The organism is Ideonella sp. B508-1, from assembly GCF_000333615.1.
GTDB lineage: Bacteria > Pseudomonadota > Gammaproteobacteria > Burkholderiales > Burkholderiaceae_C > Ideonella.
This window is the reverse complement of the sequence record NZ_BADL01000521.1, coordinates 1-19,241: the sequence shown is the minus strand read 5'-3', so window position 1 is coordinate 19,241 and position 19,241 is coordinate 1. Positions and strand designations below refer to the sequence as shown.

Here is a 19,241-nt window from a genome sequence, read left to right as displayed (position 1 = left end):
GACGGCCCCGGACGGCAAGCAGCTGCCTCACCCGGTGTACGTTCTGGCCGTGCAGATGGCACGCCCGCTCGGCCACCACCGGCGCGCTGCAGGACTGGGGCACCGGCGTGCGCGTGGCCGGATTCGACACCAAGACCGTCACGCTGGCCGATGGCACGGTGGTCGAGCTTTCCAAGCCGCGGATCGCCTTCGACGGCGTGACGCCCGAGGTGTATTCGCTGCGCAGCGCGCAGCCGATGATCGGCATGGGCTTGCTCGAAGCCGTGCCCGACGCCGACATCCTGGCCCGGGTCCGGAGCACGCCGGACGCCGACGGCGTCATGGGGCGCGCCAACTTCGCCTACGACCCCGAGACCGGCGTGGTGCGGCTGGGCCGCTACGGCTGGAAGGCCGCCAAGGTGAGTTTGCGCCATCAGGCGGCCAACGCCCTGCTGCTGGACATGTCGGTCACCTCGCCCGTCTACCCCAGCCGGTCCTGCCTGACCGATGCCGCCAACTGCCGCAGCGGCCCGGCCGCCAACGGCATTCCGGAGGACGCGCTGACCCTGGTCACCCGCTACCTGGGTCTGCTGGGCGTGCCGGCCCAGCGCAGCCAGAGCAGCGGCTTCCCCAAGGGCGTGACGCCGCTGCCTTATCTGCAGGTGGACACCGCCCAGGTGACCCGGGGAGCGCAGCTGTTTGCACAGGCGCGCTGCACGGCCTGCCACATCAGCGAGATGAAGACGGGCCTGGGCAGCGAACTCACCGAGGTGCGCGACCAGACCATCAAGCCCTACACCGACCTGCTGCTGCACGACATGGGCAGCGACCTGGCCGACGGCCTGGTGGAAGGCCAGGCCAGCGGCAACATGTGGCGCACTTCGGCCCTCTGGGGCATCGGCTACAGCCAATTCGTGGCCGGCAACACCCCCATCGGCTATCTGCACGATGGCCGCGCCCGCAACCTGACCGAAGCCATCGTCTGGCACGGCGGCGAGGCCACGGCCAGCCGGCAGCGCTTCGTGGGTTTCTCCAAGGCGGACCGCGACGCCTTGCTGGCCTTCCTCAACTCCCTGTGATGCCGATGCGCCCCGTCACCCGTCCCGCGCCGGCCCCCGGGCAGGCGCAGCGCCGCCAGTTCGTCACCCTGCTGGCCGCGGGGGCCGTCGGTGCGGCCTCGGTCGCCCTGACTGCCTGCGGCGGCGGTGGCGGTGACTCGACGCCGTCGCCCTCGCCATCGCCTTCACCCACGCCGGCCCCCACGCCCCCCGCGCCCCCACCCGCCGGGCCGGCCCGCAGCGCCAAGCGTGGCATCGCCTACGACCTGGGCGTGGCGGAAGACTACGCGGCGCTGGCCCCCGGTGTGGGCTGGTGGTACGACTGGGGCCTGCAGCCCAGCGGGGGCGACAGCGCCACGCTGCGCAGCCGCTATGGCATGGACTTCGTGCCCATGCTGTGGAACGGGTCCTTCGACGACACGCAGGTGCTGCAGGCGCTGCGCGCCGATCCCGGCATCCGCCAGCTGCTGGTGCTCAACGAGCCCAATCTGACGGACCAGGCCAGCCTCACGCCCGATCAGGCGGCCGCGCTGTGGCCGCGCTTCGAGGCCATTGCCCAGGCCACGGGCGTGCAGCTCATCGGGCCGCAGATCACCTGGGGCACGCTGGCGGGCTACGCCGATCCCGTCGTCTGGCTGGATGCCTTCTACGCCGCCTACCGCGGCGCCAACGCCGGGCGCGATCCCCACATCGACGCCTTGGGCTTCCACTGGTACGACTACGGCCTGGACGATCAGTTGAACCGCCTGACCAAGTACGGCAAGCCCTTCTGGGTGACCGAGATGGCCAACTGGCACAGCGGCGACGGCGATGCGCAGATCGACACCGTGGCCAAGCAAGAGGCGCAGATGAGCGACATGGTGGCCACCTGCGAGGCCCGTACCGACGTGCTGCGCTACGCCTGGTTCACCGGGCGGTGGAACCCGGACCCGCACTTCACCAGCGTGCTGGCCGCTGCCGGCACCCTGACCGAGCTGGGCCAGCACTACCTGTCGTTGCCATACACGGCGTCCTGAACGTCGTCTCCTGGCGGCGGCGTTCCCACCGCACCGGTCGGACGCCGCCGTTGCCGCCGCGCGTCGACGGCCCCCTACCTTGTTGCTCGGACATTGCCTTCATTCGTGATCGTTAAATAGAATGCGAACCATTCTTATTAATACCCACACCACCAGTGAACACCACCGCGCTTGTGACGTCCGGCCTGGCCCTGTGCCTGGCCTTGGCGGGTTGCGGAGGGGGCTCGGCCAGCACCGCCGCCTCCGGCAGCTCCAGCACCACGCTGTCCGCCCAGGCCGAACTGGGCAAAAAGATCTTTGCCGACACCTCGCTGTCGGCCTCGGGCCAGCAGGCCTGCGCCAGCTGCCACGACCCTGAGAACGGCCACGCGCCGTCCAACGCGCTGGCGGCCCAGATGGGCGGCGCCGACATGACGCTGCAGGGCGGGCGCAACTCGCCTTCCATCCGCTACCTGCAGACCAACACGGCCTTCTACTTCGCGGCCGATGGCACGCCCACCGGCGGCTTCTTCTGGGACGGCCGCGCCGCCTCGCTGAAGGACCAGGCCAAGGGCCCCTTCCTGAACCCGGTGGAGATGGCCAACACCAGCGTGGCCGATGTGGTGGCCAAGCTGGCTGCCACGTCTTACGCGGCGGAGTTCAAGACCGTCTTCGGCGCGGACATCCTCACCCGCCCGGCCGACGCCTTCGACCGCATGGCCCAGGCCCTGCAGCAGTACCAGCTGGAGGACAGCGAGTTCCACGCCTACACCAGCAAGTACGACGCCTTCCTGCGCGGGCAGACCACGCTGACCGAGCAGGAGACCCGCGGCCTGGCCCTGTTCAACAGCGCCACCAAGGGCAACTGCGCGGCCTGCCACCCGTCCTCGCAGTCGCCCAACGGCGCCCTGCCGCTGTTCACCGACTTCACCTACGACGTGCTGGGCGTGCCCCGCAATCCTGAGCTGAGCCAGAACGCTGATGCCAGCTACTACGACCTGGGCCTGTGCGCCCGCTCGACCGGCGACCTGACGGCCCGCACCGACCTGTGCGGCGCCTTCAAGGTGCCCAGCCTGCGCAACGTGGCGCTGCGCAAGGCCTTCTTCCACAACGGCTACTTCAAGACGCTCAAGGACGCGATCACCTTCTACGTCCAGCGCGACACCAACCCCGAGAAGTTCTACCCCGTGGGCAGCGACGGCACGGTGCAGAAGTTCAACGACCTGCCCGCGGCCTACCACGCCAACGTCAACACCACCGAGGTGCCCTACAACCGCAAGCCCGGCGACGCCCCGGCCCTGAGCGACAGCGAGATCGAGGACGTCATCGCCTTCCTCAACACGCTGACGGACGGCTGGAGCGCCAGCTCCGGCACGGCCAGCGCTTCCGCTTCCCACTGAGCGGCCTGTTTCCCCTTCCAAGACACCCAACCCAAGGACACCCACCATGCACCCGCTGACCCGCTCTGCCCTGGCCCTGGCGGCCGCCCTGGCCGTGGCCGGCCCCGCCGCCGCCCAGGCCGCCACCCCGCAGGAAGAGGCCCTGGCCCGCAAGGTCGACCAGCTGGCCGCCGAACTGGCCACGCTGAAGGCCCAGCTGGCCGAACTGGCCCAGGCCCGCGCCGGCACCGCCGCGGCGCCCGCCGCACCGGCCACCGCGGCAGCCCCGGCCGCCGCACCTGCGGTGGCGGCCGCGCCCGAAGCCGCACCGGGCGAGCCCGCCACCGTGCTGGGCGGCTACGCCGAGCTGACCTACAACCGGCCCCAGCACGCGGGCCAGGACACCACCGCCGACGTCGCCCGCTTCGTGCTGGCCTACCAGCACCGCTTCGACGAGAAGACCAAGGTGGTGACCGAGCTGGAGGTCGAACACACCGTCAGCTCGGCCGACGACCCGGGCGAGGTGGAGGTGGAGCAGGCCTTTGTCGAGCACCAGTTCCTGCCCAACTGGGCCGCCCGCGGCGGTCTGTTCCTGATGCCCGTGGGCCTGCTCAACGAGAACCATGAGCCCAACGCCTACTACGGCGTCATGCGCAACTTCGTCGAGACTGCCATCATCCCCACCACCTGGCGCGAAGGCGGCCTGCAACTGGCCGGCACGCTGGACGACGGCTGGACCGTGCAGGCCGGCGTCACCACCGGCTTCGACCTGAGCAAGTGGGACGCCACCGCCGAATCCGAAGGGCAGGAGTCTCCGCTGGGCTCCATCCACCAGGAGCTGGCGCTGGCCAAGGCGCGCGATCTGTCCGTCTTCGGCGCCGTCAACTGGCGCGGCATCCCCGGCCTGCAGCTGGGCGGCTCGGTCTTCACCGGCAATGCCAGCCAGGGCCAGACCACGCAGAACGTCAGCGGCCGCGTCACCCTGTGGGACCTGCACGCCCGCTGGACGCCCGGCGCCTGGGACCTGTCGGCCCTGTACAGCCGCGGCACCATCAGCAACACCGCGCGCCTGAACAGCACCCTGCTGGGCAGCGCCGTGCTCATCCCCGAGCGCTTCGACGGCTGGTACACCCAGGCCGCCTACCACCTGTGGCAATCGGGCAGCTACGCGCTGGCGCCCTTCGCGCGCTACGAGCAGTACAACACCGGCCGCAGCTACGCCGACCTGGGCGCGGGCGTGACGCCGACCGGTCTCAAGACCGAAAAGGTCTGGACCGTGGGCGCCAACTTCCAGCTCACGCCGGGCGTGGTCGTCAAGGCCGACCTGCAGCGCTTCGACGAGAACAGCAACGCCAACCGGCTGGACCTGGGCCTGGGCTGGAGCTTCTGATGCGCTTCTGGGTCACAGCCGCCGCCATGGCCAGCGCATCCCCCGCCGCCTTCGCGGTGGACTACCTCAGCGCGGACCAGGCCGCGCAGCTCATCTTCCCCGAGGCCGACCACTGGGACGGCAGCACGCTGGCGCTGGACGCGGCCCAGCTGCAGGCCCTGGACGCCGCCGGCGCCAAGGGCCGCTCCGCCCGCTGGGAGCTGCGCGCGGCCCGCAAGGCCGGCGCGCTGCTGGGCTGGGTGCTGCTGGACAGCGTGGTCGGCAAGTACGAGCTCATCAGCTACGCCGTGGGCCTGGACCGCGAGGGCGCCATCCGCGGGGTGGAGATCCTGTCCTACCGCGAAAGCCATGGCAGCGAGATCCGCCTGCCGGCCTGGCGCAAGCAGTTCGTCGGCAAGAACGCCAGCGCCCCGTTGCGCGTGGGCAGCGACATCGCCAACATCAGCGGCGCCACCCTCAGCTGCAGCCACGTGACCGACGGCATCCGCCGCATCGTGCAGGCGGTGGATGTGGCCCGGCGCGGGCAACCCGCATGGGCGCGCTGAACGCCGCGGCGGCCGGCGGCTGGGCCCGCCGCGCCCGGCCGCTGCTGGGCACGCTGGTGGAGGTGGGCCTGCCCCTGGCCGCGCCCGCGGGGGGTGCCACGCACGAGGCCGCCTTCGCGGCGGTCTGGGCCCTGCTGCAGGACCTCCAGGCCCAGCTCTCCATCTTCGACCCCGGCAGCGATCTGTCGCGCCTGCACGCCGCGCCGCCGGCCACCCGCCTGCGCGTGCGCCCTCACACCGCGCGCGTGCTGACGGCCGCCTGCCACTGGGCCACCCTCAGCGACGGCGCCTTCGACCTGGCCCAGGGCAGCGGCCCTTGGCACTGGGACGGCACCTGGCTGTGGCGCGAGCACGCCCGCACCCGCCTGGACGCAGGCGGCCTGGCCAAGGGCGACGCCATCGACCAGGCCGTGGCCCGGCTGCAGGCCCAGGGCTGGCCCGCCGGCTGGGTGAATGCGGGCGGTGACCTGCGCGTCTTCGGCCCGCTGCGCTTGCCGCTGGTGCTGCGCGACGAGGCCCAGGGCGGCACCCGCGCCTGGGGCTGGCTGGAAGACGGTGCCGCCGCCACCAGCCACTTCGGCCCCGGCGCGCGCAGCCGACTGCACAGCCCCGCTGGCGCTGCGCCCATTCACACCCACCTGAGTGTGCTGGCCCCCACCGCCCTGGCGGCCGACGCGCTGACCAAGGTGCTGGCCCAGCAGCCTGAGTTGCCGGCCGCCTGGCTGGCTGGCTTGGGCGCACACGCCGTCTTCCATGACGCCACCGCGCTGCAACCCCTGGCGGAGGCCGCGCCATGAGCCCCGGCCACCGCCACGCCGGCATGGGCCGGGGCCTCAAGCGCATGGTCTGGCTGAGCACCGCGCTGCTGTGGGTCAGCGGCCTGGGCTGGTGCGCGCTGCACTACACCGTGGGCGCGGGCGGGGCCGAGGGCCTGCCGCACCCGGCCGAGCCCTGGCTGATGAAGCTGCACGGCCTGGCCCTGTTTCTCAACCTGATGGCCCTGGGCGCGGTGGTGGCCCAGCACCTGCCGCCGGGTTGGCGCATGGGCCAGCGCCCGGCCTGGCGCGGCCAGCGGCGCACCGGCCTGTGGCTGGGCAGCCTGTTCATCGCCCTTGTGGCCAGCGGCTACCTGCTCTACTACTTCGGCGGTGAAGACTGGCGGCCCACGCTGGACGGCGTGCACATTGCCGCTGGCGTGCTGCTGGCCGTGCCGCTGCTGTGGCACACCGGCCGCCGCCGCGCGGCCCGCGCCATGGCCTGAGCGAAGCTTTTTCCTCGCGCCCGGCTCCGAAAATCATATTTTCCCTGCGGGGCGCTTCTCAACAGAATGACTCTCACAGCAACCCCGGCGGCCAGCGCGGGGCATGGGTGAGAGTGACGGCAGACCGCCAGGGCCTGCCGAGGGCCATGCCATGTCCAACGGCGCGCGAGCCGCCCCAAAGGAACGACATGTCCCTCGATTTGACGGAAACAGACACGCTGGTGGTCGGCGCCGGCCAGGCTGGCGTGGCCATGAGCGAGCACCTGGGCAAGCTCGGCATTCCCCACCTGGTGTTGGAGCGCCACCGCATTGCCGAGCGCTGGCGTTCCGAGCGCTGGGATTCCCTGGTGGCCAACGGCCCGGCCTGGCACGACCGCTTCCCCGGCATGGAATTCCCCGGCTACGGGCCGGACGAGTTCGTGACCAAGGAAGACGTGGCCGACTACTTCGTGGCCTACGCCAAGATGATCAACGCCCCCATCCGCACCGGGGTGGAAGTCAAGCGCGTGGTGCGTCAGCCAGGTCAGCCGGGCTTTCTGGTGGAGACCTCCGAAGGCAGCATCCGCGCCCAGCGTGTGGTGGCGGCCACCGGCCCCTTCCAGCGCCCCCTCATTCCCGTCATCGCCCCCCAGGACGCGGGCCTGACCCAGATCCATTCGGCCCAATACCACAACCCCGAACAACTGCCCGAAGGCGCGGTGCTGGTGGTGGGCAGCGGCTCCTCCGGCGTGCAGATTGCCGACGAGCTGCAGCGCGCCGGCCGCCAGGTGTACCTCTCTGTGGGCGCGCACGACCGGCCGCCGCGTTCCTACCGCGGGCGGGATTTCGTCTGGTGGCTGGGCGTGCTGGGCGCCTGGGACGCCGCGGCCACCGAGCCGGGCAAAGAGCACGTCACCATCGCGGTCAGCGGCGCGCGCGGCGGCCACACGGTGGACTTCCGGGCGCTGGGCCACCAGGGCATCACCCTGGTGGGCGTGACCCAGGGCTTTGAGAACGGCGTGGCCCGCTTTGCGCCCGACCTGGCCGACAACATCGCCCGCGGCGACGACAACCTGCGCCAGATGCTGGACGCGGCCGACGCCTACATCGCCCGCCACGGCCTGGACCTGCCTGAGGAACCCGAGGCCCGCCGCCGCCTGGCCGACCCGGCCTGCGTGACGCACCCGTTGCTGAGCCTGGACCTGGCCCAGGCCGGCGTGCGCACCATCGTCTGGGCCACCGGCTTCACCGTGGACTACGGCTGGCTGCAGGTGGACGCGCTGGATGCGAACGGCAAGCCCCGCCACCAGCGCGGCGTGTCCAGCGAGCCTGGCGTCTACTTCCTGGGCCTGCCCTGGCTGTCGCGCCGCGGCTCCACCTTCATCTGGGGCGTGTGGCACGACGCCAAGTACATCGCCGACCACATTGCCACCCAGCGCAAGTACGGCGCCTACCGCGCCGCGCCTGAACGGAGCGTGGCCGCGCAGGCTAATGCCAAGGAGATCACCGCATGAGCCAGCCGACCCACACCCGCATTCGGATGTTCAACACCAAGGACACCTACCCCAACCAGTCGCTGGACAACGACCTGTGCCAGGCCGTGCGCGCCGGCAACACCGTCTATGTGCGCGGCCAGGTGGGCACCGACTTCGAGGGCAACCTGGTGGGCCTGGGCGACCCGCGAGCCCAGGCCGAGCAGGCCATGAAGAACCTGCAGCAGTTGCTGAAGGAAGCCGGCAGCGACCTGAGCCACATCGTCAAGACGACCACCTACCTGACCGATCCGCGCTTTCGGGAGCCGGTCTACCGCGAGGTGGGGAAGTGGCTCAAGGGCGTGTTTCCCATCTCCACCGGCCTGGTGGTGGCGGCCCTGGGCCAGCCCGAATGGCTGATGGAGATCGACGTCATCGCCGTCATCCCGGACGGCTGGGTGCCGCCCCAAGCCTGATCCAACGCCAAGACCCGAGGACATCGCCATGACCTTCTCCATCGTCGGGCGCTGTGCCCGCACCGGCCAGCTGGGCGTGGCCATCAGCTCCTCCAGCATTGCCGTGGGCGCGCGTTGCCCCTGGCTGCAGGCCGGGGTGGGGGCCGTCTCCACCCAGAACATCACCCTGCCGGCCCTGGGCCCGCAGGTGCTGGCCCGCCTGGCTGCGCAAACGCCGGCCGAAGCCGCCCTGGCCCAGGTGATGGCCGCCGAGCCCTGGCACGAGCACCGGCAGGTGACCGTGGTGGATGCGCAGGGCCGCACCGCCCACTTCAGCGGCCGCGAGGCCCTGGGCGTGCACCACGCTGTGGCCGGCGCGCAATGCGTGGCCGCCGGCAACCTGCTGGCCAGCCCCGCCGTCATCGAGGCCATGGTGCCCGCGTTTGAAAGCACCCCCGGCCCGCTGGCCGACCGCCTGCTGGCCGCCATGCAGGCCGCGCTGGCGGCCGGGGGCGAGGCAGGCCCCGTGCATTCCGCCGCGCTGAAGGTGGTGGGCGAGGTGCCCTGGCCCATCATCGACCTGCGGGTGGACTGGGCCGAGGCCGACCCCATCGGCCAACTGGCCGGCCTGTGGCAGGCCTATCGCCCGCAGATGCAGGACTACCTGACCCGCGCCCTGGACCCCACCGCCGCCCCCAGCTACGGGGTGCCGGGCGATGAATGAGCCCCGCAGCATCGACCTGCTGGCGCAGCTGCTGAGCCAGCCCACCGTCAGCCGCAACCCCAACCTGGGGCTCATCCACTTCATCCGCGACTACCTGGCCGGCTGGGGCGTGGCCAGCGAGCTGTTCCTCAACGCCGAAGGCAGCAAGGCCAGCCTTTATGCCACCCTGGGCCCCACCGACCGCGGCGGCGTGGCCCTGTCCGGCCACACCGACGTGGTGCCGGTGGACGGCCAGGCCTGGACGGTGGACCCCTTTGCCCTGACCGTGCAGGACGACCGCCTGTACGGCCGCGGCGCCGCTGACATGAAGGGCTTCATCGCCTGCGTGCTGGCGGCGGTGCCGCGCTTTCAGGCGCGGCCGCTGCACTGGCCGGTGCACCTGGCGTTCTCGTATGACGAAGAGGTGGGCTGCCTGGGCGTGCGCCCCATGCTGGCCGAGCTGGCCCAGCGCCCGTACAAGCCCCGCCTGTGCCTGATTGGCGAACCCACCGAAATGAAGCCCGTGCTGGGCCACAAGGGCAAGCTGGCCATGCGCTGCCGCGTGCGCGGCGCGGCCTGCCATTCGGCCTATGCACCGCAGGGCGTGAACGCCATTGAATACGCCGCGCGGCTCATCCACCGCCTGGGCGACATCGGCCAGCAACTGGCCCGCCCCGAACACCACGATCCCCGCTTCGATCCGCCGCACTCCACCGTGCAGACCGGGCTGATCCAGGGCGGCCGGGCGCTGAACATCGTGCCGGCCGACTGCAGCTTCGACTTCGAAGTGCGGGCCCTGCCAGGCTTTGACGCCCAGCAGGTGGTGGACGAACTGCTGCAGCACGCGCTGCTGGACCTGCTGCCCCGCATGCAGGCCGTGCACCCCCAGGCCGACATCCAGTTCGAACCCCTGAGCGCCTACCCCGGCCTGGCCACCCCGGCCGACGGCGAGGCCGCCTACCTGCTCTCACGCATCAGCGGCAGCTCGGCCTTTGGCACCGTGGCCTACGGCACCGAAGGCGGCCTGTTCCACCAGGCCGGCATCCCCACCGTGGTCTGCGGCCCCGGCAGCATGGACCAAGGCCACAAGCCCGACGAGTACGTCACCGTGGCGCAGCTGCAGGCGTGTGATGCGATGTTGGGGAGGTTGGGGGAGGTGTTGGAGGGGGGCGGGGAGGCGCAGGTCTAGATGCCGGGAGCTGGGGCCGACTGGCGGCGGTAGCTGTCACAAGGGGGACGGCTCTGCAGTGGTTGCGCTCCTTCGTTCTCGGTCCTTCAAGGATAGCTCCCCTGCCCGTCGGGGCCAATTCTTGGCACCGATCCTTCGTCGAAGGATCTAGAGAATGCCGCGCAGTGTTTTCGGTACGGGTCTCGAATGCACGTTGAGCCAGAAGCAGGGGAGGGATGCACACGACGCGCAATGAAGTGCCGACGGAACCCAGGTCCAAACCACCTCGCACTGACGAACTAGACTCGTTGAAGATGCATCCGCACCGCAAAGAAATTGACGCGCCGCCTGAGCGAGCGGGGTCGACGGCTGAACGGCTTCAGAGCAACGGTCCGTAAGCCTGTACGCTGGCGCTCAGCTACCTGCTACTGCAGGTGAACACCAGTGTGCGTCTAAGATGCTGTAGGCTGCGTGTAACAACCGATTGGAGTCGGGTTACCGCGAAGGAGACCATCGCTCTACGTCTTGTGTGGCGGCTTGGACATTACCAAGCGCGCCACACAAGTAGATCAGACGGCCTAGAGGTCAGCCTAAACGACTGGAGATGCTCCTAGTCAGCTGACATGGGGCGCATTTTAAGGGATTCCGCCTGGATGTCCATCGCAGCATCGCCGACTACCGCAAAACGACCAATGGCGGATCTGTTTCGCGCGGTCTATCACGACAAACGCGACTTCCGCGATCTGATCGAAATGGATGTGCTACTTAACTGCAAGAGGGAGCAGTACACCAAGGCAGGTCAGGTTCGCGCAATCCTAGTGCCCAATGACGTACTCGCTGGGTGTCTGGAGTTCGTGCGACTGTTCGTTGTTGACTACCTGCCGATCAACGAGGACGTCGTCTACTCATATCGAAGAGGCATGAGCGCATTCGATGCAGTGGCCCGTCACAGGGACGGGAAACACTTTCTCGTCTGCGACATTTCCCACTTCTTTCCTAGCCTCAACCGAGGGCGCGTTCGATTGACGATTGACCAAGGGAACGATCGCACTCCAATTGCAGATTTCGGCCATTGGCTTGACCGTTTTGTAGATCTCGTTTGTCCAGAATCCAGCTTGCCGGTTGGATTTTCAACTTCGCCAGGCATCAGCAACGCCGCGCTGAAACCCTTCGACGACGCCATGAGTATTGTTTGCGAAAGTAGAGGGTTGACGCTTACACGCTACTCAGACGACATCATCGTTTCAGGGCAAAGCAAGGACGCCCTCGATGGGATCGAACAGATAGTCGCAGGTACTTTGCAGCAAGTCCTACCAGGCGAGTTCACGCTCAATCGAGCTAAGACTAAACGCATGCATCGCGGAACGAAGGTCAAGCTGCTGGGGATGGTGTTGCTTCCCGACGGAGGCGTATCGGTCGACGCAGCCGTCAAGGACGAGATCGAGGTATTGCTGCACTTTCACTCAAGAAATCGATCACGCTTCCTTGAACGAGTGGGCAATGACCTCGCAAAAGGCGAGCGTAGACTGTCGGGGCTGATCAACTACGTGAACACTATCGACAAGGCCTACCTCGACAAGTTGCGCCGGAAGTTCGGAGCGGCGTCAGTTGATTACTTTCTTCACCGTTCGTTCTCGTAGGCCATGTGGTTTCGAGTCGAGATTCAGAACATTCCGCCAGTTCTCAGCTATGTCTTCGAGGTGGATCTCGATATGCCGGGCCTGCTCGGCATCGTCGGTGGCAACGGAACTGGTAAGACTACCCTAGCCAAGTCACTCTTGAACTTGGCGTTCGCCGACACGTTTATTCGAACATCGTCGTCGGGCTCAATCACGCCGAACAGCCGGATCGTCTACCGGGTCGGAGATGACGAGTTCACCTTTAGCTTCGAAGCCGCAACACGAACTCTCACAACGCGTATCCCGGTGCCTGAGGCGACCAAGCGCATGCTGGCAGTCGAACTTCCTGCACCGTACGGACAACGGTTCACCTTTTTTGGGACGCTCGTCGAGTCCGATGCTGAAATCCGGCGAGCCATTGTGCTTGGCCAATACGCGAGGCCGGACGAACTGATTGCCTTCCTGAACGAGGTCTACGGTGACGAACGGTTCGACGGTCTCGTCGAAATTCGTCTGCGCCGCGGTCCATGCTGCTGCTTTGTGCAGGGTGACGATCGTTATCTGCGTGAGGACTATTTCAGCTCTGGCGAATATTTCTTGATCCATCTTTTCAGGTTGATCTCTGCGGGTCGACCTTTGGTTTTCATCGACGAGATCGACACGTCGCTAGACGCTAGGGCGCAGGCGAGACTGGCTGTCCAAATGCGTCTACTTGCTAATCGATACCATTCCAAGGTGGTATTTACGACTCACTCGCTCGCGCTTATGCAGACGCTGGAGGTGGGGGAGCTTGCATACCTAGAGCGCACTGCAGAGGAAATCACTCTGACGCAGATGTCTTTTAATTCTGTCAAGAGCATTTTATTCGGATTCCGAGGTTCCGATCGCTACCTCCTGACGGAAGACGAAGTCCTGAAGAATTTCCTTGAGTATGTAATTCGGCGTTACTGCCCGCCAGCATTTTTCTCGTATCAGATAATCTATATTGGAGGTGCGGACCAAGTCACTGACCTGATGCGCCGAAATCGGCGTGCCCAATTCTTTGGGCCAGAGCCGCACGTTATTTCTGTATTGGACGGAGATCAAAATCGGCGTGATCTTCCGCGTGGCACGATTTGCATCCCCCTTCACAACGTGGAGCAAGCGCTTTGGGATGCTTACCGCCTGCCCAGTTTCCAACACGCATTCGACGAAGGCGCATCGCTGAGGCCCAAGCCGCTCTATGAACGCATTCAGCGTCTAGGGATCCTTTCTGCCGAAGAGATCAACTGCCTGCTCTGCGACTTGCACGACCAGGAAATTCGGGCGTTTGCTGCGCGATTGAGTCAGTTCTTGTGCCGTGCTTGACCTTGGTTGTCGGCAATCGAAACTGTCGGTGGCAGCCTCTGGCTGCGGCCAGCCGCCCACGGTTGAGGTGCGTCGTAAGAGGCAGCTGTCGGCGGGGAACCGACACTCGGCCTGCAAGCAGCTACGTCTCAGCTCAATCTGCGGCAGCCAGTTGGGATCAGACCGGGCAGCTCTGCAGTGGCAGCAACCGAGTGAACCCAAGCGAATGCGAGCGGTGTTGTTCGATGGACAGCGGCTCGTCGAAGGCGAAGGCCACTTCGGCCTTGGTCAAGAACGCGTCTATGGCGTCCGGCCGCCCCAGGAAGCCGCTCCGGCAAAGATCCTCAGTCACGCGTCTTGGCGGTCTTGCCCATGGCGGCGCCTTCGCGGCGCTGCTGAAGCCGGGCGATCGCGGCATCGGCCCCAACGGTGCGGCCCGCCTCGATGTCGGCCAGGCCGCGCTTGGCGTCCCCAATCAGCAGCAGGTGGATGTGCTCGCGCTCCAGCTTGTGGTGATCGTCCAGATCGGACAGGTTGGCGCGCGCCTGAGGGAGGGGCCCCACATCGCTGGCTGAAAAGCCCATGGTCGGCTCCTAACAGGGGTCGATGAAAGAGTCCCGCACAATCTACCGCAGCACCGCGAGGGGTGTCACTGCTGTGGCGGGTGCCTGGCTTGCACCAACCTCCACCCATGCACACGCATGCACATAGATTTGCATCAAATTGGCCATTTCGATAATATCTATATGTATGCCAAAGCCCCCCCGAGCTCTCCAGCAGCTCCCCCCCTCCACCGTCCATGCCCTTGAAAAGCTCGGGGCCGACTTGGCTGTGGCCAGGTTGCGTCGGGGGGAGTCTCTGAAGACCTGGGCCCAGCGCATGGGGGTTTCCGTGCCGACGCTGCAGCGTCTGGAAGCGGGTGATCCCGGCGTCGGCCTGGGCATCGTGGCCACGGCGCTGTGGCTGATCGGGCGCGATGGTGGGCTCTCCAGCCTGGCCGCTCCCGAGGAAGACAAGGGCGCGCTGGAGCTGGACGTGCGTGAAGCGGTGGAACTTGGCCGGCAGCGTGCGAACGCGGCGGCCGAGGCCCGCTTGAAGGCCGCTGCCAACAAGGCTGGCCGCCAGCGCCAGGAGTGACCGATGCGGCACGATGAGCTCTACCTTTGGCACATCCCGGGTCCCGAGCAGCACCGCTGCGTGGGGCGGCTGCGCCTGGTGGCGTCTGGCCGCGGCGTCTCTCTGCAGTATGCCCAGGACTGGCTGGCCCACGGCTTCCCGCTGAGTGAAGACCTGCCCCTGGTGGACCGCGAATACCTCCCGCAGGGCCGCTTGGCACCCGATCAGGCCCGGGCTGTGGGCGCCGTGGACGACGCACGCCCTGACCGTTGGGGGGAGCGCGTCATCCGCTACATCGTGCGGCCGGACCGGCTGTCCCTGATGGAGTACCTCTTCTACGCGGGCGACGACCGCTTTGGCGCGCTGGGGGTGTCCACGTCGGCGACGGCGTACCTGCCTTACACGGGTGGCGCTGTTGCCCGGCACGAGATGGCCCAGCAGCTTGGCGATGTGGTGGCCAAGGTCGAGGCCTCCGAGCCCGTTTCCGAAACGGAGCGGCGGATGCTGGCCGGCGGCGGCTCGCTGGGCGGCGCGCAGCCCAAGGCCTTGATCGAGATCGACGGCGAAGAGTGGATCATCAAGTTCAGGCGCCGGGACGACCCGCTGGACTCGCAGCTGATCGAGCACGCGACGATGACGCTGGCGGCCCGGGCCGGCATCTGCGTGGCCGAGACGCGGGTGATTCCTCTGGCCAGAAGTAACGCTGTGGCTATTCGGCGCTTCGACCGTGAGGGGCCGCGGCGCATCCACGGCATTTCCGCCGGCACCGCGCTCCGGGCCGAAGCTGCCGCGGGCCAGGAGCCGGATCTGTCCTACCCCGCGCTGGCGCGCCTGCTTCGGCGCGTGGGCGTGGCCAAGGATGGGGCCAACCTGCGCGATGCCCGCGAGCTCTTTCGTCGGATGGTGTTCAACATCCTGATGGACAACACCGACGACCACGAGAAGAACCACGCGCTTCTGGCCTTCGAGCCTGACCGCCATGGCCGCTACAGCCTGTCGCCGGCCTATGACGTCCTGCCTTCACAAGGCGCCCACGGCTACCAGGAGTTCGTCTGCGGAGACCTGGGCCACGAGTCCTCGCTGAAGAACGCGATGTCACGGCACCAGGACTTCGGGCTGACGGCCGCCGAGGCCGCCGCCGAGGTCGCCCAGGTCATCGGCGTGGTCAACGGATGGCGGGCCCACTTCGAGGCCGTCGGCGTCAGCCGCGGCGATGTCGAGGTGCTGGCCCGGTCCATCGATGGCGACGAACTGCGGCTGCAACGCGAGCGCTTCTCTGCCGAGGCATTCACTCAGCTGGAGCCCAAGAGGCGCTCACGCCGGCGACCTTTTGGGTGAAGCTTGGCGCACTCCCTCCGGCCGGATATCTCGGACGAACCAAGCGGCGTGGGCTCTGACCCGTCGTGGCTGCGGGCCTAGAGCCTTTCCAGCTCAATGGACGCCCCGAGAGAGGATGGCCTGAAGTTCTCGGCCGCCTGGCTGCCAGTGACTTGGAGCCGCAACCGAGCGAGGCCCACCCAGCGAGGGAGCACCTCGGTGCCATCTTCTGGACTCGCCAGAACGCGCTCCGACTGCCCCGCGTGGGAGACCCACACTTCGATGGCTGGTGTTTCACCACCAAAGTGGGGCCCATAGACCACTTCGCGAACCTCGGCGGTGTAGGCACCGTTCGCAGAAGTGACCTGAGAGAGCACGTTCACCTCCAGATCCCGACTGCAGGCACAGGCAAGGGGTGCCACCAACAATGCCAATGCACGAAGAAGAAGCCGAGTGGTCACTGCAGTCTGGCGGTGGGTTCAGGTGCCGTGCTTGCTGGTGTGGGGGTGCGTTCGTGGCCCTGTCATCCAGCGCCCGACCAGGAATGCGGCGGTGACCTGAACTGCGCCGCAGAGCGTCAGCCACCCGGTTTGCACCAGCGGTTGAGAAAACAGGCCCGGCCAGGCTTGGAACATCCACGTTCCCGTGAGGGAGGCCGGCAAGGTCACGGTTGCCAGCAGCAGATCGGGCAGCAGGTGTTCAGTGGTTGCATGGAGCAAGCGGACATCCATCACCCACGCGTAGCCTGCTGAAGCGGCGACGAGGCCGCCATACAGCGTGGCCAAGGGATGGGTGAGTTTCATGAAGAGCACCTGTCGAAGGGGGATGCCGGTTTCCGATGGTGTTCCTGATTTTGGCAAATGGCGGACTCAGGTCGTTCGATCCACCAGCCCAGCCCCCTCGGACAGTCGCCTCAGGCCGCCTTCGCCCCCGGGCTCACCGCCAAATAGCTCTTCCTCACCCCCTCCGACCGGATGTCCCAGACGATGGTGCTGCCGGCCGCGATGATCCAGCTGTCGCCGGGGCCGTAGACGACGGTGCGGCCGCTGGCCTCGTCGGTCAGGGCCAGTTGGCCGTCCAGCAGGGTGGCGTGTTCGTCGAAGGGGTAGGTGACGCGGTAGCGGCCGCGGGTGGCGGCGTACAGGCCGCCGGAGACGGGCGCATCGAGCGTGCCGAAGAGGATCTTGCCGGCCACGCGCGGGGCCGGGCCCAGGCTCTGGGCGCCGATGTCCTCGGGCGTGCCCCAGTCGTCCAGGGGCACGCGGTCCATGTCGAGCTTGAAGGGGATCATGGGCTGAAACTTTCTCTGTGTGGAGGTCAGGCGGGCGTGGCGGCGGTCCACGGCACCAGCTGGGCCACCTCGCGCAGGAAGGGCACGGTGTCGCCGGTGTCTTCGGGGCCGTCCAGCCCGCGGGCGTATTTGTGGCCGGCGTACACGGCCGCAGCGATGGGGGCGGGGGCGTTGGCGTCGCCAATCAGCGTGACGCTGCGCAGGCCGGCCTCGGCCCAGTGGGCCTGTTGGGCCAGCAGGCCGTGGTACAGGGCGTCGTGGGGCAGCTTGGCGGTCACCAGCACGGTGGCGGTGCAGGGCAGCCGCTCTTCATCACCCGTGAACACGCAGGCCAGCTGTGCGCCTTCGGGGCCGATGCCCAGCAGGCCGCGGTGGGGGCGCAGGTGCACGCCCAGCTGCAGCAGACGCTTCTGGATGCGGGCCTGTTCCAGCGTGGCGTGGGTCCAGTTGGAGACATCGGCCGCCGGGGTGGCCAGGGTGACTTCGTAGCCTTCCTTGGCCAGCAGCTCGGCCAGCACGCCGCCCATGTAGTAGTGGTCGTCGTCGTACAGCAGCACCTGACGGCCCTGGGGGCGCCGGCCCTGCATCAGGTCGTCGGGCGTCAGCACCTCGGCGCCGGCCGCCACGGGCACCGGCAGGGTGGCCCAGCGGGCCACGCCGTCGCGCCGCCAGTGGGCGCCGGTGGCCACGGCCACGTGTTCAAAGCCGAAGCCCATCACGTCGTCGGCGCTCAGCGGGCTGTCCAGGCAGATCTGCACATTGGCCATCTGCTTGAGCCGGAAGACGCGGTAGTCGCGCACGCGGTTCCAGGCCGACAGGCCGGGCAGGCGCGATTCCAAGCTGACCCGGCCGCCCAGCTCGCGCCCGGCCTCGGCCAGCATCACCTCGTAGCCGCGTTGGCCCAGGGCCAGGGCGGCCTCCAGGCCGGCGGGGCCGGCGCCAATCACCAGCACCTTGCCGTCCGAGCCCTTGGGGGCGATCTTCTCGGGGTGCCAGCCGCGCCGCCATTCTTCGCCCATGGTGGGGTTCTGGGTGCAGCGGATGGGCGACATGGTGAAGTCGCCCGAGACGCAGATGTTGCAGCCGATGCATTCGCGGATGTCCTCGATGCGGCCCTCTTCCACCTTGCGGGGCAGGAAGGGGTCGGCAATGGAGGGGCGGGCGGCGCCGATCATGTCCAGCACGCCCTGGCGCACCAGGCGCACCATCAGGTCGGGCGAGGTGAAGCGGCCCACACCCACCACCGGCTTGGCCGTGAGCTTCTTGATGCCGGTGACGAAGGGCTCCTGGTAGCCCTCCTGTTCAAAGCGCGAGGTGGTGGAGTCGTTCTCCCAGCCGGCCAGGGTCACGTCCCACAGGTCGGGCAGGTCGCCGATCAGGCCGATCAGGTCGTGAGCCTCGTCGCGGTGCAGGCCCACCGGGCCCATCAGCTCGTCCAGGCTCATGCGGAAGACGACGCCGCACTGGTCGCCCACCACCTCGCGCGTGTCCTCGATCAGTTCGCGGATCAGGCGGGTGCGGTTTTCCAGCGAGCCGCCGTACTCGTCGTTGCGCTGGTTGAAGCGGCGCGACAGGAAGTGGTGCAGCGTGCCCAGGCCGTGGGCGGCGTAGACGTAGACGATGTCGAAGCCCGCGCGCTTGGCCCGCAGGGCCGCGGCCTTGTGCCAGCGCCGCAGATTGGCGATGTCGCGCTTGTCCATGGCGCGGGCCTGGTAGGGGTCGTTGCTGAAGGTGGCCACCGGCAGGTGGCCCGGGCCCATCGGCACCTCGCGGGTGTAGAGGTTGGAGCCGTTCATGCCGTTGTAGGCCAGCTCGATGCCGGCCAGCGCGCCGTGGGCGTGGATGGCGTCCACCGTGCGCCGCAGCGCGGGGATGTCCTGGTCGTCCCAGATGCGCTGCTCGATGAAGGGCGTGATCTCCGAGGTGTGGTGGATCTCGGCCTGCTCGGTGCACACCACGCCCCAGCCGCCTTCGGCCTTGATGCCGCGCATGGTGGCGTGGGCGGTCGGGTCGCGGTAGCCCATGCCGTTGCACTGGGGCACCTGGTAGAAGCGGTTCTTGGCTGTCACCGGGCCGATGCGCACCGGCTCGAAGAGGATGTCGTAGCGGGGGTCTCTCATGGCTCAGCGGAACTGCATCCAGGGGGTCTTGAGTTCGGTGTACTTGTCGAAGGAATGCAGGGACAGGT

20 protein-coding genes are annotated in these 19,241 nt (G+C 67.9%); 15 read left to right on the top strand and 5 right to left on the bottom strand.

Features of this window, described 5'->3' with window-relative positions; all coding sequences use genetic code 11:
• From I73_RS20625 to I73_RS20565, 13 genes are all read left to right on the top strand, one after another.
• On the top strand, window positions 1–1,058 hold a 1,058-nt coding region (locus I73_RS20625), incomplete at its 5' end, for a di-heme oxidoredictase family protein (protein ID WP_306304242.1).
• Window positions 1,058–2,053 (top strand): glycosyl hydrolase, encoded by a 996-nt coding sequence (locus I73_RS29485; RefSeq protein WP_022982355.1) that lies wholly within the window; start codon window positions 1,058–1,060, stop codon window positions 2,051–2,053. The genes I73_RS20625 and I73_RS29485, both read left to right, overlap by 1 nt.
• A gap of 173 nt (window positions 2,054–2,226) precedes the next feature.
• On the top strand, window positions 2,227–3,432 hold the full coding sequence (locus I73_RS29480; RefSeq protein WP_234409566.1) for a cytochrome-c peroxidase: 1,206 nt from the start codon (window positions 2,227–2,229) through the stop codon (window positions 3,430–3,432).
• 46 nt (window positions 3,433–3,478) lie between these two features.
• Window positions 3,479–4,801 carry a porin gene (locus tag I73_RS20610; protein WP_022982353.1) on the top strand — a complete coding sequence of 441 codons (1,323 nt, stop codon included), beginning with the start codon at window positions 3,479–3,481 and terminating at the stop codon, window positions 4,799–4,801.
• Complete coding sequence (locus I73_RS20605) at window positions 4,801–5,346, top strand: FMN-binding protein (RefSeq protein WP_022982352.1); 546 nt, start codon at window positions 4,801–4,803, stop codon at window positions 5,344–5,346. Before I73_RS20610 ends, I73_RS20605 begins: the two co-directional genes overlap by 1 nt.
• Window positions 5,334–6,143 carry an FAD:protein FMN transferase gene (locus I73_RS29475; protein WP_022982351.1) on the top strand — a complete coding sequence of 270 codons (810 nt, stop codon included), beginning with the start codon at window positions 5,334–5,336 and terminating at the stop codon, window positions 6,141–6,143. Before I73_RS20605 ends, I73_RS29475 begins: the two co-directional genes overlap by 13 nt.
• Complete coding sequence (locus I73_RS29470; protein ID WP_022982350.1) at window positions 6,140–6,607, top strand: hypothetical protein; 468 nt, start codon at window positions 6,140–6,142, stop codon at window positions 6,605–6,607. The genes I73_RS29475 and I73_RS29470 overlap by 4 nt, the downstream gene beginning before the upstream one ends.
• A 188-nt stretch (window positions 6,608–6,795) precedes the next feature.
• Entirely contained in the window at window positions 6,796–8,100 is a 1,305-nt protein-coding gene (locus tag I73_RS20590) for an NAD(P)/FAD-dependent oxidoreductase (RefSeq protein ID WP_022982349.1), read from the top strand.
• Window positions 8,097–8,534 (top strand): RidA family protein, encoded by a 438-nt coding sequence (locus tag I73_RS20585; RefSeq protein ID WP_022982348.1) that lies wholly within the window; start codon window positions 8,097–8,099, stop codon window positions 8,532–8,534. The genes I73_RS20590 and I73_RS20585 overlap by 4 nt, the downstream gene beginning before the upstream one ends.
• A 28-nt stretch (window positions 8,535–8,562) precedes the next feature.
• Window positions 8,563–9,237: a DUF1028 domain-containing protein gene (locus tag I73_RS20580; RefSeq protein WP_022982347.1), complete on the top strand. Its 675-nt coding sequence runs from the start codon at window positions 8,563–8,565 to the stop codon at window positions 9,235–9,237.
• On the top strand, window positions 9,230–10,405 hold the full coding sequence (gene argE / locus I73_RS20575) for an acetylornithine deacetylase (protein WP_022982346.1): 1,176 nt from the start codon (window positions 9,230–9,232) through the stop codon (window positions 10,403–10,405). Before I73_RS20580 ends, argE begins: the two co-directional genes overlap by 8 nt.
• A gap of 632 nt (window positions 10,406–11,037) precedes the next feature.
• Window positions 11,038–12,024 (top strand): reverse transcriptase domain-containing protein, encoded by a 987-nt coding sequence (locus I73_RS20570; RefSeq protein ID WP_040501217.1) that lies wholly within the window; start codon window positions 11,038–11,040, stop codon window positions 12,022–12,024.
• A 3-nt stretch (window positions 12,025–12,027) separates the two neighbouring features.
• A complete protein-coding gene (locus I73_RS20565) occupies window positions 12,028–13,350 on the top strand; it encodes an AAA family ATPase (RefSeq protein ID WP_022982344.1) in 1,323 nt (440 codons plus the stop codon).
• Between the two features lie 157 nt (window positions 13,351–13,507).
• On the opposite strand, the gene I73_RS33320 is transcribed toward I73_RS20565, so the two are convergent.
• On the bottom strand, window positions 13,508–13,681 hold the full coding sequence (locus tag I73_RS33320) for a hypothetical protein (RefSeq protein WP_022982343.1): 174 nt from the start codon (window positions 13,679–13,681) through the stop codon (window positions 13,508–13,510).
• A complete protein-coding gene (locus I73_RS20555) occupies window positions 13,674–13,913 on the bottom strand; it encodes a hypothetical protein (RefSeq protein WP_022982342.1) in 240 nt (79 codons plus the stop codon). Before I73_RS20555 ends, I73_RS33320 begins: the two co-directional genes overlap by 8 nt.
• Before the next feature lie 295 nt (window positions 13,914–14,208).
• Here I73_RS20555 and I73_RS29465 point away from each other — a divergent pair, with 295 nt between their 5' ends.
• Together I73_RS29465 and I73_RS20545 are read left to right on the top strand one after the other, a co-directional pair.
• On the top strand, window positions 14,209–14,466 hold the full coding sequence (locus tag I73_RS29465; protein WP_234409565.1) for a DNA-binding protein: 258 nt from the start codon (window positions 14,209–14,211) through the stop codon (window positions 14,464–14,466).
• Window positions 14,467–14,469: 3 nt separating this feature from the next.
• Window positions 14,470–15,783: a type II toxin-antitoxin system HipA family toxin gene (locus tag I73_RS20545; RefSeq protein WP_022982340.1), complete on the top strand. Its 1,314-nt coding sequence runs from the start codon at window positions 14,470–14,472 to the stop codon at window positions 15,781–15,783.
• A gap of 458 nt (window positions 15,784–16,241) precedes the next feature.
• On the opposite strand, the gene I73_RS20540 is transcribed toward I73_RS20545, so the two are convergent.
• From I73_RS20540 to I73_RS20530, 3 genes are all read right to left on the bottom strand, one after another.
• Entirely contained in the window at window positions 16,242–16,565 is a 324-nt protein-coding gene (locus tag I73_RS20540; protein WP_148289876.1) for a hypothetical protein, read from the bottom strand.
• A gap of 110 nt (window positions 16,566–16,675) precedes the next feature.
• Entirely contained in the window at window positions 16,676–17,053 is a 378-nt protein-coding gene (locus tag I73_RS20535) for a cupin domain-containing protein (RefSeq protein WP_051049302.1), read from the bottom strand.
• Window positions 17,054–17,079: 26 nt separating this feature from the next.
• Complete coding sequence (locus I73_RS20530; RefSeq protein WP_022982337.1) at window positions 17,080–19,173, bottom strand: FAD-dependent oxidoreductase; 2,094 nt, start codon at window positions 19,171–19,173, stop codon at window positions 17,080–17,082.
• Window positions 19,174–19,241: the final 68 nt, after the last annotated feature.